Annotated in this window: 14 protein-coding genes; 10 read left to right on the top strand and 4 right to left on the bottom strand. The window is 71.5% G+C overall.

Annotated elements, in window-relative coordinates; genetic code table 11:
• Positions 1–2 precede the first annotated feature (2 nt).
• Positions 3–716, bottom strand: a complete 714-nt coding sequence (locus tag ACIQU4_RS00870) for a nitroreductase family protein (RefSeq protein WP_403724118.1) — start codon at positions 714–716, stop codon at positions 3–5.
• 99 nt (positions 717–815) lie between these two features.
• Here ACIQU4_RS00870 and ACIQU4_RS00865 point away from each other — a divergent pair, with 99 nt between their 5' ends.
• Positions 816–944 (top strand): hypothetical protein, encoded by a 129-nt coding sequence (locus ACIQU4_RS00865; protein WP_403724116.1) that lies wholly within the window; start codon positions 816–818, stop codon positions 942–944.
• Here the strand turns inward: ACIQU4_RS00865 and ACIQU4_RS00860 are convergent.
• Both ACIQU4_RS00860 and ACIQU4_RS00855 read right to left on the bottom strand, forming a co-directional pair.
• Positions 941–2,971 carry a phosphocholine-specific phospholipase C gene (locus tag ACIQU4_RS00860; RefSeq protein ID WP_403724113.1) on the bottom strand — a complete coding sequence of 677 codons (2,031 nt, stop codon included), beginning with the start codon at positions 2,969–2,971 and terminating at the stop codon, positions 941–943. The genes ACIQU4_RS00865 and ACIQU4_RS00860 overlap by 4 nt on opposite strands.
• A 119-nt stretch (positions 2,972–3,090) precedes the next feature.
• Positions 3,091–4,107: an NADP-dependent oxidoreductase gene (locus ACIQU4_RS00855; RefSeq protein ID WP_403724110.1), complete on the bottom strand. Its 1,017-nt coding sequence runs from the start codon at positions 4,105–4,107 to the stop codon at positions 3,091–3,093.
• Between the two features lie 101 nt (positions 4,108–4,208).
• Here ACIQU4_RS00855 and ACIQU4_RS00850 point away from each other — a divergent pair, with 101 nt between their 5' ends.
• From ACIQU4_RS00850 to ACIQU4_RS00830, 5 genes are all read left to right on the top strand, one after another.
• Positions 4,209–5,108 (top strand): LysR family transcriptional regulator, encoded by a 900-nt coding sequence (locus ACIQU4_RS00850; protein WP_403724108.1) that lies wholly within the window; start codon positions 4,209–4,211, stop codon positions 5,106–5,108.
• Between the two features lie 261 nt (positions 5,109–5,369).
• Positions 5,370–5,498: a hypothetical protein gene (locus tag ACIQU4_RS00845; RefSeq protein ID WP_266625109.1), complete on the top strand. Its 129-nt coding sequence runs from the start codon at positions 5,370–5,372 to the stop codon at positions 5,496–5,498.
• Between the two features lie 112 nt (positions 5,499–5,610).
• Complete coding sequence (locus ACIQU4_RS00840) at positions 5,611–6,651, top strand: 3-isopropylmalate dehydrogenase (RefSeq protein WP_403724105.1); 1,041 nt, start codon at positions 5,611–5,613, stop codon at positions 6,649–6,651.
• 241 nt (positions 6,652–6,892) lie between these two features.
• On the top strand, positions 6,893–7,978 hold the full coding sequence (locus ACIQU4_RS00835) for a branched-chain amino acid aminotransferase (RefSeq protein WP_403724102.1): 1,086 nt from the start codon (positions 6,893–6,895) through the stop codon (positions 7,976–7,978).
• 391 nt (positions 7,979–8,369) lie between these two features.
• Entirely contained in the window at positions 8,370–8,804 is a 435-nt protein-coding gene (locus tag ACIQU4_RS00830; RefSeq protein WP_403724099.1) for a hypothetical protein, read from the top strand.
• An 81-nt stretch (positions 8,805–8,885) separates the two neighbouring features.
• On the opposite strand, the gene ACIQU4_RS00825 is transcribed toward ACIQU4_RS00830, so the two are convergent.
• Positions 8,886–10,352: a cytosine permease gene (locus tag ACIQU4_RS00825; RefSeq protein ID WP_403724096.1), complete on the bottom strand. Its 1,467-nt coding sequence runs from the start codon at positions 10,350–10,352 to the stop codon at positions 8,886–8,888.
• Between the two features lie 156 nt (positions 10,353–10,508).
• Between ACIQU4_RS00825 and ureA the strand changes: the two genes are divergently transcribed.
• Genes ureA through ACIQU4_RS00805 form a run of 4 tightly spaced genes read left to right on the top strand, consistent with a single transcriptional unit; the run spans position 10,509 to position 14,695 of the window.
• Positions 10,509–11,270: an urease subunit gamma gene (gene ureA / locus ACIQU4_RS00820; protein WP_403724093.1), complete on the top strand. Its 762-nt coding sequence runs from the start codon at positions 10,509–10,511 to the stop codon at positions 11,268–11,270.
• The gene (locus ACIQU4_RS00815; RefSeq protein ID WP_403724091.1) at positions 11,267–13,000 is read left to right on the top strand and encodes an urease subunit alpha; all 1,734 of its coding nucleotides are present in this window, start codon (positions 11,267–11,269) and stop codon (positions 12,998–13,000) included. Before ureA ends, ACIQU4_RS00815 begins: the two co-directional genes overlap by 4 nt.
• Positions 13,001–13,020: 20 nt before the next feature.
• On the top strand, positions 13,021–14,058 hold the full coding sequence (locus ACIQU4_RS00810; protein WP_403724088.1) for an agmatine/peptidylarginine deiminase: 1,038 nt from the start codon (positions 13,021–13,023) through the stop codon (positions 14,056–14,058).
• 28 nt (positions 14,059–14,086) lie between these two features.
• Positions 14,087–14,695, top strand: coding sequence for a TetR/AcrR family transcriptional regulator (locus ACIQU4_RS00805; RefSeq protein ID WP_403724085.1), 609 nt, complete (start codon positions 14,087–14,089; stop codon positions 14,693–14,695).
• The last annotated feature ends 280 nt before the right edge of the window (positions 14,696–14,975 follow it).

The following is a 14,975-nucleotide window of genomic DNA, read 5'->3' as shown; positions in this document are numbered from 1 at the left end:
ACCTACACCTGGGCCCAGACCTCGACCATGACCTGGTCCAGGGACTTGCGGACGAGGTCCGGGACCTCGCAGTCGTCCGCCGGGTAGCCCACCGGGATGACCGCGAAGGCCTTCTCGTTCTCCGGGCGGTGCAGGACGTGGGAGAGGAAGCGCATCGGGCTCGGGGTGTGGACCAGGGCCGCCAGCCCGCTGAGGTGGAGGGCGGTCAGGAGCATGCCGACCGCGATGCCGACCGATTCGTCCACGTAGTAGTGCTTGCGCTTGGCGCCGTCCGGGCCGAGCCAGTAGCGCTGCTGGAAGACCACGATCAGCGCCGGGGCGTCCGTCAGGTGGGTCTTCACGGCGTCCGTGCCGAGGGGACGCAGGGCGGCGAGCCATTCGTCGCCCAGTCGGCCGTCGTAGGACACCTGCTCCTCCTGCTCGGCGGCCGCGCGGATCTGCTGCCGCACGGCCGGGTCCTTGACCAGGACGAAGGTCCACGGCTGCTGGTGCGCCCCGGAGGGGGCGGTCGCCGCGCAGGCGACGGCGTCCCGGACCACCTGCTCCGGAACGGGGTCGGGGGAGAAGTGCCGGACGGTCCGCCGCTCGTCCATGCGCTCCCGCAACTGCGCGGCGCGCGCGAGCGATTCCCCGCTCGGCATCCGCGCGGGCCGATGGGCGACGGGGCGGTACGGCTCGCCATGGGTCGGGGTCCACTGCTCGGTCTCGGGCGACATGGACAGATCTTCACGCGGGGACCGGGCCGGGGTCAGGGCCGGATCCGGTCGCCCTCGCGCATTTCCGGCCTTTCCCGGGGCCGTTGATAGCGTCGCCGTATGGACATCCCGCTGAAGCACACCTCCCGGCTCGGGGGCGGCGACGTACGTGTGTTCCCGCCCGGCGGGGCGCTGGAGGATCCCGCCGGGCGGCTCGACTTCGACTGGTGTGAAGGGGACCTGCTCTAGCTGCCGCTGATGCTGGGCGTGCCCGTCTCGATGTGGCCCGTGTAGCGGCGCGACCAGGTGCCGTCGTTGTCCGCGAGGATCGTGAAGTCGTACCAGCCGTCGTTGTACGCGACCGCGTTGAAGTAGTCCTCGCGCGAGGAGTTCGCCGGGACGGTGTACGTCCACGGGCCGTCCGAGCGGTAGGCGTTCGAGCGGATCGTGAAGGTGACGGGCGCGGCCGACGTGTTCGTCATCTTGAGGTAGAGCGCCGTCTTGCCCGTGCCCGGCTCCACCGCGAAGCGGGCCGCCGCCTCGATCGCCTTGCCCGCCTTCGACGCGTCGCCGATGAACCGGCGCAGGAAGCGGTTGGGCCCGTACATCGAGATGTCGTACTTCCCGGAGCCGCTGCCGAGCCCGATGTTGAAGTAGTCCGTCGCCGTCACGCCCGGATCCACCGTGTACTGCCAGGCCGCCGTGTTCCGGTACTGGTGCGGGTGGATCGAGAAGTGTGCCGCCTGCTTCGCCTGCGCGCCCTGGTTGGTCATCGAGAACCAGGCCAGGATCTTGCCGGCCGCGCCGAACTCGAAGCGGTCCAGGTTGCCGTTGACCTGGTACGGAAGGGCCCGCGCCGGGCGGGTTCCGGCCTCCTGCACCGGGAGCGCGTTGTCCTGCGGCGCCGGGTTGGGGAGCGGGCCGCAGGTCGACTGGCCGATGACCTTCGCCGTCGAGGGCAGCCCGGACGGCACCCCGTACACCGGGCGGGCGAAGTCGAAGACGCCGGTCAGGTCGCCGGTCACCTTGCGGCGCCAGGCGCTGATGTTCGGGCAGTTCGCCGGGGTGCCGAGGGCCGACGTCCACTTCTCCATGAACCGGAGCACCGAGGTGTGGTCGAAGACCTCCGAGCTCACCCAGCCGCCGCGCGTCCACGGGGACATGACGATCATCGGCACGCGGAAGCCGAGGCCGATCGGGGTGCCGTCGATGTACTCGTCCGGGGTGCCGGGCGGGGCGACGGGCGGCGGGACGTGGTCGAAGAAGCCGTCGTTCTCGTCGTAGTTGAGGAAGAGGACGGTGGAGTCGAAGACCTCGGGGTTCGCGGCCAGCGCGCGGTAGACCAGGTCCACGAAGTGCGCGCCGTCGCCGGGCGGGGCGTACGGGTGCTCCGAGAAGGCCTCGTTCGCGACGACCCAGGAGACCTGCGGCAGGGTCCCGGCGACGACGTCAGCGCGGATGGCGGCCGCGATGTCGTCGGGGGTGGAGCCGGTGGCCTTGGGGACGGAGCCCATGCCGCGGTCCCACAGCGGGTTGCCCGGCGCCGCGTCCGTGAACTTCTTGAAGTAGGCGAGCCCGTTGTCGCCGTAGTTGTCCTGGGCGTTCTGGTAGACCTTCCAGCTCATGCCGGCCCGCTGGAGGGCCTCCGCGTACGTCTCCCAGGTCAGCCCGGACTCGTCGCCGCCGTCCTTGCTGCCCGCGTCGACCTTGCCGCTCCACAGGAAGGTGCGGTTCGGGCCGGTCGCGCTCAGCGTGGAGCAGAAGTAGGCGTCGCAGATCGTGTAGTTGTCGGCGAGCCCGTAATGGAAGGGTATGTCCCCGCGGTCGAGGTAGCCGAGGGTGCGGGTGTTGCCGACGCCGGTGACCCAGTTGTCCATCCGGCCCTTGTTCCAGGCGGCGTGCTGCGAGGTCCAGCTGTGCGGGAGGTCGCCGTTGCACTGGGCGAGCGTCTCGCCGTCGACACCGCCGGCCGCGGGCGTGGAGCTGAGCTTCCACGGGTACTGGCGGCCGCCCCAGTTGGACTGGTTGAACATGCCCCAGCCGCCCGGGATGTTGCCGGCGGCGCGGTCGCCGAAGCCGCGGACACCCTTCAGCCTGCCGAAGTAGTGGTCGAAGCTGCGGTTCTCCTGCATCAGGATCACCACGTGCTTCACGTCGGTGATCGCGCCGGTCGCTGCGGCAGCGGCCGACGACGTCGGCGCGATCGCCGGCAGGGCGGCCCCGGCCATCAGCCCGGCGCCGATTCCCACGAAACCTCTGCGGCTGATCGGTGTCACTGGCTACTCGCCTCCAACTCAAGTGCCCCGCTGGCACATTGACGGAAAGAGTGGCGGGCGCCGGGCCAAAGGTCTACATCCGTGCGGTAAGAAGTCGGTGAACATCCGGTTGGCTGGATTCAGTCCCCGAGACGGACAAGCATTTTGCCCAGATTGTCGCCTCGCAGCATGCCCAGGAAGGCATCCACCGTGTGATCAATTCCCTGGACAACGGTGGTGTCCGTACCGATCCGGCCGCTCTGTAGGTGAGGGACCAGGAAGTCCTCCATCTCGTCCTGCAAATTGGTGTGATTGCGAACCAATACTCCTTCCAGGCGCAACGACTTGTGGACGACCTCGAAGAGGTTGCGCGGCGCGGCCGGCGAGCGGTCCCCGTTGTACATCGAGATACCGCCGACCCAGGCGATCCGCCCGTACTCGCGCAGCACGTCGATGGCGCCGGCCAGGTGCTCCCCGCCCACGTTGTCCACGTACACGTCGATGCCGTCGGGCGCGGCCTGCGCGAGCTGCTCGCCGACCGGCCCGTCGTGGTAGTCGAACGCCGCGTCGAAGCCGAGCGCGCCGGTGAGGTGGCGGACCTTCGCCGCCGAGCCCGCGCTGCCGATGATCCGGCGGGCGCCCAGCAGCCGCGCGATGTGCCCGGTGGCGGTGCCGACCCCGCCCGCGGCGGCCGAGACGAAGAGGTCCTCGCCCTCGCGCAGCGCCGCGGTCCGGGTGAGGGCGGCGTACGCGGTCAGGCCGGTGCCGCCGAGGATGCTCAGGTACGCCTCCAGCGGGACGCCCTCGTGGCCGCGCAGCCTCCGGGTGCCGTTCGCGCCGAGCGTGACGAGGGCGTGCGTACGCCAGCCCTCGCGGTGGAAGACCAGGTCGCCCTCGCGCAGCCCGGGGTCGCGGGAGGCGAGCACCCTGCCCACCGCACGGCCCTCCAGCGGGGTGTTCAGCTCGAAGCCGCCCTCGCCGCCGTCCATCAGCCCGCGGTGGTACGGGTCCACCGAGAGCAGCAGGTTCTGCACCAGGGCGGTGCCCGCAGTGGGGGAGGGGACCGGGGTCGCCACGTACGCGAAGTCGGTCGCGACGGGGAAGCCGCAGGGGCGGGCGGTCAGGTGGACGGCGTGAGCGGTGTGGTTCGTGGTCATGACGAGGACGTTAGGAAGGAATCACCGGCCCGGGCAGGGGGTTGCGCTCATGGAAGCCGCACATCCATGAACACCGCTCATAGAACGAGGTGAGAGCCACTGTGGCCGAGCTCGCTCCGCACGAACTCCGGGTCCTGGTCGCCGTCGCCGAGACCGGCGGGTTCTCCGCCGCGGCCGCCCGGCTCGGCCTCACCCAGTCGGCCGTGTCGCACTCCGTACGCGGCAGCGAGGCCAAGGTCGGCGCGGTCCTCTTCGAGCGCGGGCGCGGCGGAGCCTCGCCCACCCCGGCGGGGGAGCGGGCCGTCGGCCTCGCCCGCCGGATCCTGCGGCTGTACGAGGTCCTCGGCGCCGAGGTGCGCGGCGCCAGCCGGACCGGGCCGGATCGGGACACGGCGGAGGGCGTGCTGCGCATCGCGGCGTTCCGCAGCGCGGCCCTGCACCTGCTGCCCCCGGCCCTGGAGCGGCTCACGGCCCGCCACCCCGGCATCCGCCCCGAGGTCCGGGTGGTGCGCGAGCTCGGCGCCGGCACGGCCGGGGAAGTGGCCGCGGGCCGCGCCGACCTCGCCATCGCGACGCTGAACGCGACCGGACCCGCAGCGCGGGACGGGGGAGGGGCCGGCCTGCTGACCGGGGTGCTCCGGGAGGAGGCGTACGCCCTGGTCCACCCGGCCGGACACCCGGACCCGAAGGCCCTGCCCCTGCTGGACTGGGACGAGAACTGCGGCTCGTACACCCGCGACTGGTGGCGGGCCCAGGACTGGATCCCGCGCGCCACCGTCAAGGCGGAGGACGACGGGATGGTGCTGACCATGGTCGGGCGCGGGCTCGGCATGGCGATCCTGCCCGAGCTGTCGCTCCGCGAGGCCACGAATGGCGTGGACATCACCGGACTGGGCCCTTCGGGGCCGGTGAGACGCGTGGGATACGTCACCACGCCGGAGTCCGCGTCCACTCTCGCCGTACGGGCTCTGATCAGGGAACTTCGCTCCGAGAAGGCGTGAATCGGAGGCCCGTGAAGGGGCCTTCCGAGGGGCTGTCCGTCTCAGATAGTAGGAAGCCCGACTAATTGCGGAGACATACAACGGGAGCTGCCCTAGCGTTGTAGAAGCCGAACGTCTCGCCGATCAGGCGAATGGCGGTCGAGAGCGCGCGCCCTTTGGCAGGCAACCCCTGCCGCGCACCGCTCCCCGCCTCTTCCGGCGCCTTGAAGGAACCCCTCATCCGTGGCCCCGCCACGCCGTGATCTCAAGGAGTCGATCACCATGACCGCATCCACCGCAGCCCGCCGCGTCCGCCACTCCTCCACCGCCGACGCCGACCGCAAGAACGCCGCGGCCGCCCTCCAGCGCGCCCTCGACCGCCGGGACAACGGCGGCTCGACCGGCCACTGAACGAGACCCCGCTGAACGAGACCCGGCGCCTCGGGCATCTTGCGTCTGAACCCTTCGTCCACATGGTGGACGCGAGATGTCTGAGGGCTGGGACAGGGAGTACGGTTCCGACATGTCGACCAGCATCAATCTCGCAGTGATCCCCGGTGATGGCATCGGCCAGGAAGTCGTGGCTCAGGGCCTCAAGGTCCTTACCGCGGTCCTGCCCCAGGATGTGAAGCTGGAGACCAAGGAGTACGACCTCGGCGCCCAGCGCTGGCACCGCACCGGTGAGACCCTCCCGGACGCGGAGCTGGAGGCGCTGAGGCACCACGACGCGATCCTGCTGGGTGCCATCGGCGACCCGTCGGTCCCGTCCGGTGTGCTGGAGCGCGGCCTGCTGCTCAAGCTCCGCTTCGCCTTCGACCACTTCATCAACCTGCGCCCGTCGAAGCTCTTCCCCAACACGGCCACCCCGCTCGCCGGCCGTCCGGAGATCGACTTCGTCGTGGTCCGCGAGGGCACCGAGGGCCCGTACACCGGCAACGGCGGCAGCCTGCGCACCGGTACGCCCGCCGAGGTGGCCACCGAGGTCAGCATCAACACCGCGTACGGCGTGGAGCGCGTCGTGCGTGACGCGTACGAGCGGGCCAACGCCCGTCCGCGCAAGAAGCTGACGCTGGTCCACAAGAACAACGTCCTCGTGTACGCGGGCCACATGTGGAAGAACATCTTCGACAAGGTCGGCCAGGAGTACCCCGAGGTCACCACCGACTACCTGCACGTCGACGCCGCGACGATCTTCTTCGTCACGCAGCCCGAGCGCTTCGACGTCATCGTCACGGACAACCTCTTCGGTGACATCCTCACCGACCTGGCCGCCGCCGTGACCGGCGGAATCGGCCTCGCCGCCTCCGGGAACATCAACCCGACCGGCACCTTCCCGTCCATGTTCGAGCCGGTCCACGGCTCGGCCCCGGACATCGCCGGCACCGGCAAGGCCGACCCGACCGCGACGATCCTCTCGGTCGCCCTCCTGCTGCGCCACCTCGGCCACGAGGCCCAGGCCGTCCGCATCGAGGACGCCGTCTCCGCCGACCTCGCGGAGCGCGACGGGACCTTCCGCAGCACCGAGCAGATCGGCGACGCGCTCGCCGCCCGAGTAGCCGGCTGACCCGGCAGCTCCACCTCAGGAAGCCGCCGGGCCGCGCACAGACGCACCCGGCGGCTTTTCCTGTACGGCCCCGGGTGCCACCATCTCCCCTGGGCCGCATTCACTCCGCTTCACCCCGCTTCTCCGAAGGCACCTCGCGCGCGATAATCGAACGCGAGGCCGCGGAATGCGGGGAAGCTCGGACGTCCTGGTACGCCGTGAGCGCGGTCCGCCCTACGAAACCGGTGAAGGACAAGCACTCATGACGACGCCCACGATCGAGCTCAAGCCCTCCTCGAACCCCCTGTCCGACGCGGAGCGCGAGGCGATCCTGGCCAGCCCCGGCTTCGGCCGCCACTTCACCGACCACATGGTGACGATCAAGTGGACCGAAGGCCGCGGCTGGCACGACGCCGAGCTGGTCCCGTACGCGCCGCTGTCGATCGACCCGGCGAACATGACCCTGCACTACGCGCAGACGATCTTCGAGGGCCTCAAGGCCTACCGCCAGCCCGACGGCACCGTCGCCACGTTCCGCCCGCGGGCCAACGCCGAGCGCTTCCAGGCCTCCGCCCGCCGCATGGCGATGCCGGAGCTGCCGGCCGACCTCTTCATCGAGGCCTGCGACGCGCTCATCAAGCAGGACAGCGCCTGGGTGCCCTCCTCCGGCGAGGCCTCCCTGTACCTGCGGCCGTTCATGTTCGCGTCCGAGGTCGGCCTCGGCGTCCGCCCGGCCAACGAGTTCCTCTTCATGATCATCGCCTCGCCCGCCGGCGCGTACTTCCCCGGCGGCGTCAAGCCCGTCTCCGTCTGGCTCTCCGAGGAGTACGTCCGCGCCGTCAAGGGCGGTACGGGCGCGGCCAAGACCGGCGGCAACTACGCGGCCTCCCTCGTCGCCCAGGCCCAGGCCGCCGAGCACGGCTGCGACCAGGTGGTCTGGCTCGACGCCGTCGAGCACCGCTGGATCGAGGAGATGGGGGGCATGAACCTGTACTTCGTGTACGGCGACCGGATCGTCACCCCGGAGCTGACCGGCTCGCTCCTGCCGGGCATCACCCGCGACTCCCTCCTCACCATCGCCCGCGACCTCGGCTACACCGCCGAGGAGGGACGTATCTCCACCGAGGACTGGAAGCGCGACAACGAGAACGGCACCCTGACCGAGGTGTTCGCCTGCGGCACCGCCGCGGTCATCACCCCGGTCGGCTCGGTCAAGTCCGAGCGCGCCGACTGGACCCAGGGCACCGGTGAGCCCGGCGAGGTCACCATGAAGCTCCGCAAGGCGCTGCTGGAGCTACAGACGGGCCGCACCGCCGACACCCACGGCTGGATGCACCCGCTCGGATAAGACCGCAGCGATTCCGCCCCGACGAGGTCCCGGCCGGCAGGCCGGGGCCTCGTCGTGCGTCCGGGACCTGGTCCGACGGGCGGTGCGGGCAGGGGCGCCGCACCCGTCGGGGCCACCCGTACGGAGGTACGCCGGGGGTGTTCCGCGCGTCGCCCGCCTCCGGCGCGGCGGCCCTTCCGAGGCGGGGCCCGCGGGCCTTGTCGCCCTGCCCGCCGCCCGGTGCGGGCGCGCGGGTCCGGTCCGTGCGGAGATGCGGTGCAGGTACCGGCGTGCGACGTTGATCGCGCCTGCCGATGCGGCGCCGGACACCGGCCCCGGGCGGCATGCCGCGCCCCAGCGGCGTGAATCTCTCGTGCGCCGGCCTTCACGGCCGGCGGGAAGGCGGATCCCCATGAAGCGGTTCGTTGCCTCCGGCCTGCTCTGCGCGGCCGCGGTACTCGGCGCCTCGGCGTGCTCCAGCAACGACAAAGCGACGCCGCAGGAGGCAGCCTCGTCGGCCAGCGCCGCGCTGTGCACCAACCTGGTCCAGTTGAAGTCGGACAACGCCGCGCTCAAGGCGCTGAATCCGGCCACGGCCACGAAGGACCAGCTGAAATCGGCGTACGACGCAGTCCAGACCGACTGGAAGAACGTCAAGGAGAGCACCTCGGCACTGAAGTCGGCCGAGAAGGACGCCGTCACGACGGCCGCGGAGAACCTCAAGAGCGCCTACGAGGGCCTGCCCGGCGACACCACGGGCAAGGACGCGCTCACGCAGCTCCAGCCGCAGATCCAGGCGCTGGACACGGCGGCCAACGAGGCGACCACCTCACTGAAGTGCCGTTAGCGCCCGGCGGAGGCGACGATGCGGGCCCCGGGGGGACGTCCCCCCGGGGCCCGCATCGTGCACCGCTCCCGGCGTCAGCCGTCAGTCGACGGCGACCGCCACCTTGCCGGCCGTGTCGGCAGGCGCGGTCTCGGTCCCGGCCCCGGTCCCGGTCGCGATCGCGCTCGCGGTCGCGGTCCGCAGCGTCAGCGCCGTGTAGACCAGGCCGCCGGCCAGGCCGGACAGGACGAAGGAGCAGTCGACTCCGCCGGTCAGGGCGAGCAGCGGGCCCTCGTAGAAGGGGGTGGTCACGGCGAGCAGGCCGACTCCGGCGCCGACGGCCCAGGAGACGGTGGCGGCCACGTTCCAGCCGGCGCGGTACCAGTAGATCCCGCCCACCGAGCGGCGGTTGAAGACCTGGAGCGCGTCGGCGTCGTACTGCCCGCGGCAGCGGACGTAGCCGATCAGGGTGATCACGGCCCACGGGGTGCCGATCGCGGTGAGCAGCAGGACGAACGAGGTCATCGCGGACTGCACGTCCCACTCGAAGGAGCCGACGAAGACGAACGCGGTGGCCACGGCGGCGGCGACCAGCGTGGCCTTGGCGCGCGTGGCCTTCGGCACGATGGCGTCGAGGTCGAGGCCCATGGAGTAGAGCATCAGCCCGGCGTTGCCCACCGAGCCGGCCGCGGCGGCGGCGAGCAGCGGCAGCAGGTACCAGAACGGCGCGGCGTCGACGAGGGGCCCGGCGTAGTCGGTGCCGGCCTTGGCGGCGAGCGCCGTGTAGGTGCCGAACAGCTGGGGGATCAGCAGACCGATCAGCAGGCCGAGGGCCGTGGACCAGAACACCTTGCGGGAGCCGTGCTTACGGGGGGAGATGTAGCGGGTGTAGTCGCCGAGCAGGGTGATGAAGGCGACCGGCCCGCTGAGTCCGGCGGCGACGGCGGCGAGCAGCCAGGTCGGCCAGAAGGAGCCGAGCAGGTACGAGGTCTCCGGCGGGGCGGCGGTGGTGAAGTCGGGGGCGTAGGCGAAGAGGCCGATGGCGAGCAGGATCACCATGCCGATGGAGAGCACCTTGCTCATGCGCAGCAGTAGCCGGTAGCCGAAGACGGCCCCGACGACGGTACAGGCGGCCAGTACCCCGTACATCACGGCCCGCGAGACGCCCGTGTCCGGCAGCCCGGTGAGGCGGGACAGGACGCCGACCATGACGTCGCCGCCGATCCACAGGGTGAGGGCGGTGTAGCCGAGCGAGAGCAGCAGGCCGACGACCGAGCCGACGAGCCGGCCGCGGACGCCGAACTGGGCGCCGCTGGAGGTGGAGAGGTTGGTCGCCGTGCGCAGGGAGACCAGCGCCAGCGGCGCGGTGAAGGCGATGCCGACGAGCGTGCCGGTCACGATGGCGGTGACCGAGGGCCACAGGCCCAGTCCGAAGGACGGGGGCAGCCAGCCGAACACGATCACGCCGAGGCAGAGATTGGAGCCGAGCAGGATCGAGATCAGGTCACGGGGACCGCTCGTCCGCTCCTCCTCGGGGATGGTGTCGACTCCGCGCTGTTCGATGGGCATGGGGGGACTCCCTTGGCAGGGCGGGGGGTGGTTCGCATGTGTTTGAACGACACTCAATGTGACCTAACGCCTGGTCCCAGGTCAATGCTTCATTGCAGAGAAATGAAGAGTTAGAGTGATGCTCTAACCCATCGACTCAAAAGGTGGTGGATCGGCGTGCGGCTGACCCCTACGGAGCGCGACCGGCTGCTGCTGCGCAGCGCCGCGGAACTGGCCAGGGCCCGCAGGGCCCGCGGACTCAAGCTCAACGTCCCGGAGGCCACCGCGCTCATCGCGGACACGGTCTGCGAGGCCGCGCGCGACGGCAAGCGGCTCGCCGAGGCCATCGAGGAGGCCCGCAGCGTGCTGGGCCCGGCCGATGTGCTGCCCGGCGTCGCCGACGTGGTCACCGAGGTGCACGTGGAGGCCGTCTTCGACGACGGCTCCCGCCTCGCGGTGGTCGCGGCCCCGATCCGGGGCGCGGTGCCGCTCGGAGAGGACGCCCCGGGAGCGGTCGTACCCGGCCCGGGCGCCCCCCAGCCGGAGCCGGCGCTGCACCTGCACGTGCGCAACACGGCGTCCGTGCCGGTGAGCGTCACCTCCCACTTCCACTTCTTCGAGGCGAACCCCCGCCTCGACTTCGACCGCGCCGCGGCCTACGGCATGCGGCTGTGCGTGCCCGCGGGCTCGTCCGTACGGTTCGACCCGCACGGCGAGGCCGAGGTCGGCCTCGTCCCCATCGGCGGCGACCGCATCGCGATCGGCTTCGCCGGGCTGGTCGACGGCCCCCTGGACGCCCCCGGCGCCAAGGACGAGGCCCTGCGCCGCGCCGCGGCCTGCGGCTACCTGGGTACGGGGATCAGCGGCGCGGCGGACGAATCGGCGGACGACACGGCGGACGACACGGCGGACGACACGGCGGACGGAGAGCAGGCGTGAGCAAGCAGACCAGGCACAGCGACCACTGTGCGCCGGGCAGCCGGCACATCGACCCCCACGAGTACGCCTCCGTCTTCGGCCCCCGCGCCGGCGACCGGGTCCGGCTCGGCGACTCCGGGCTCACCGTCCGGGTCGAGTACGACGCCCAGAAGCCCGGCGACGAGTTCCTGGCCGGCTTCGGCAAGACCGCCCGCGACGGACTGCACCTGAAGGCCGCCGCCGTACGCGAGACCTGCGACGTCGTGATCAGCAACGTCCTGGTCATCGACGCCGTCCTCGGCATCCGCAAGGTCTCCATCGGCATCCGCGAGGGCCGGATCCACGCGATCGGCCGGGCCGGCAACCCGGACACCCTCGACGGGGTGGACGTGGTCGTCGGCACCGGCACGTCGATCGTCTCCGGCGAGGGCCTGATCGCCACCGCCGGCGCCGTCGACACCCACGTGCACCTGCTGTCCCCGCGGGTCATGGAGGCCTCGCTCGCCGCGGGCGTCACCACGATCATCGGCCAGGAGTTCGGCCCGGTCTGGGGCGTCGGCGTCAACTCCCCCTGGGCGCTGCGCCACGCGTTCAACGCCTTCGACGCCTGGCCCGTCAACATCGGCTTCCTCGCCCGCGGCTCCTCATCGGACGCCGCCCCGCTGGTCGAGGCCCTGGCCGAGGGCGGCGCGTCCGGCTTCAAGGTCCACGAGGACATGGGCGCGCACACCCGCGCCCTGGACACCGCCCTGCGCGTGGCCGAGGAGTACGACGTCCAGGTCGCCCTGCACAGCGACGGCCTCAACGAGTGCCTGTCCGTCGAGGACACCCTGCGCGTCCTGGACGGGCGCACGATCCACGCCTTCCACATCGAGGGCTGCGGCGGCGGTCACGTCCCCAACGTGCTCAAGATGGCGGGCGTGCCGAACGTCATCGGCTCCTCCACCAACCCCACCCTGCCCTTCGGCCGGGACGCGGTCGCAGAGCACTACGGCATGATCGTCTCCGTCCACGACCTCAAGCCTGACCTCCCGGGCGATGCCGCCATGGCCCGGGACCGCATCCGCGCGGGCACCATGGGCGCCGAGGACGTGCTGCACGACCTGGGTGCGATCGGCATCACCTCCTCCGACGCCCAGGGCATGGGCCGCGCCGGCGAGACCATCCGCCGCACCTTCGCCATGGCCGCCAAGATGAAGGGCGAGCTCGGCCCGCTCGAAGGCGACGGCGAGGGCGACGACAACGCCCGCGTCCTGCGCTACATGGCCAAGCTGACCATCAACCCGGCCATCGCCCACGGCCTGGCCCACGAGATCGGCTCCATCGAGGTCGGCAAGCTCGCCGACATCGTGCTGTGGCGCCCCCAGTTCTTCGGCGCCAAGCCCCAGCTGGTCCTCAAGTCCGGCTTCCCCGCGTACGGGGTCACCGGAGACCCCAACGCGGCCACCGACACCTGCGAACCGCTGGTCCTCGGCCCGCAGTTCGGCTCGTACGGCGCCACCCCCGCCGACATCTCCGTCGCCTTCGTCTCGGCCGCCGCGGCCGCCCTCGGCAGCGACGAGATGCCGACCCGCCGCCGCCGCGTCGCCGTCCGCGGCACCCGCGGCATCGGTCCCGGGAACCTCCTCCTCAACTCCCGGGTGGGCGCGGTCGATGTGGACGCGCGCAGCGGTCTCGTCACCCTCGACGGCGACCCGCTGCGCTCCGAAGCGGCCGACTCGGTCTCCCTCAACCGCCTGTACTTCTTGTAAATCCTTTAAGGACCCCTGCCATGACTGCAAAGCCCACGGACCACGGCTTCCGGATGCCTGCCGAGTGGACGCCCCACGAGCGCACCTGGATGGCCTGGCCGAGCCCCAACCCGACCTTCACCAACGAGCAGGAGCTCGCCGAGGCCCGCGAGGCCTGGGGCGCCGTCGCCCGCGCGGTGCGCACGTACGAGCCCGTGACCCTGGTCGTCTCGCCCGGTGACGCCGAGAGCGCCCGCGCGGTCGTCGGCGACGACGTACAGCTGGTGGAGCGGGAGCTCGACGACGCCTGGATGCGCGACATCGGCCCGACCTTCGTCACCAACGAGGCCGGCGAGCTGGCCGCCGTGGACTGGACCTTCAACGGCTGGGGCGCCCAGGAGTGGGCCCGCTGGGAGCACGACTCCAAGGTCGCCCGGCACGTCTCGGACCTCGCCGGCACCCGTACGTACAGCACCCCGCTGGTCAACGAGGGCGGTGCGATCCACGTCGACGGCGAGGGCACCGTGCTCCTCACCGACACCGTGCAGCTGGGCGCGGGGCGCAACCCCGAGTGGACCCGCCAGCAGGTCGAGGAGGAGATCCACGCCCACCTCGGCACCACCAAGGCGATCTGGCTGCCGTACGGCCTGGCCGGCGACTACGGCACCTACGGCACCCAGGGCCACGTGGACATCGTGGCCGCCTTCGCCCGCCCCGGCGTGGTGATGGTCCACACCCAGCCCGACCCGGCCCACCCGGACCACGAGCGCTGCAAGACCATCGCCGCGATCCTGCGCTCCTCCACGGACGCGCGGGGCCGGAGGCTGGAGGTCGTGGAGGTCCCGGCGCCGACCGTGCTGGAGGAGGACGGGGAGTGGGTGGACTACTCCTACATCAACCACTACCTGTGCAACGGCGGCGTGGTGCTGTGCTCGTTCGACGACCCCCGCGACGAGGAGGCCGCCGAGATCTTCCGCGGCCTGTTCCCCGAGCGGACCGTGACACTGGTTGACGCACGTACGATTTTCGCCGGGGGTGGCGGTATCCACTGCATCACCCAGCAGCAGCCGAAGGTCTGACCTGCGGCGGATCGACGAAGGAGTGGCCATGGCGGCGGGTGGAGTGCGTGCGGTACGGAAGAACGCGCCGCCGCGCGAGGACGTACTCGTCGCCGCCATGGCCACGATCGCCGAGCGCGGCCTGGAGGGCCTGACCATGGCCGGGCTGGGTCGCCAGGTCGGGATGAGCAGCGGCCACCTCCTCTACTACTTCGGCAGCAAGGACGAGCTCCTGCTGCAGACCCTGGAGTGGAGCGAGGCGGCCCTCGGCGCCAGGCGCCGGGCCCTGCTGGCCCGCCGCGGCCCGGCGCGCGAGCGGCTCCAGGCGTACGTGGACCTCTACGTGCCCGAGGAGGCCCGGGATCCGCACTGGACGCTGTGGCTGGAGGTCTGGAACCGCTCGCAGAACGCCGGCCCGCAGGAACGCGAGCGCCAGGCCGCCATCGAGGGCGCCTGGCACCGCGACCTGGTGGCCCTGCTCGCCGAGGGCATCTCGCGCGGGGAGTTCCGGCCCGTGGACCCGGACCGCTTCGGGGCCCGGCTGCGGGCCCTGCTCGACGGGTTCAGCATCCAGGTCGCCGTCGGCCTGCCCGGGATAGGGCGGGCGGACATCCTGGCCCACGTCTCGGAATTCCTTGACGAGGCTCTCGTATCGTGAGACGCGCCGCTCTTGCGGTGAGACGGTGTGACACACTGCGGACGTGCCTGCTCAGCTCATGATTATGGACAGCAGCGCGCCGGTCCGCAGTGGCCGCTGAACCGTGGACGAACTCCGCGGAAGCGGCCACAGTGCCCCAGACCCGCGCGCAGACCTCTCGCACCCGCGAGGGGTCTTTTCGTTTCCCGGCTCCATTCCTGCCGGGAGCGGGCCGCGCGCGATGATGGGGGCAGTGGAGGCGGCCTGCCCTGGGGCAGGCATCCGGAACCACTCATCCGAC

Source organism: Streptomyces sp. NPDC090741 (assembly GCF_044769045.1).
In the GTDB taxonomy this organism is placed as follows: domain Bacteria; phylum Actinomycetota; class Actinomycetes; order Streptomycetales; family Streptomycetaceae; genus Streptomyces.
Note: the sequence above shows the minus strand (reverse complement) of the source record. Positions and strands in the feature narration are given on the sequence as shown.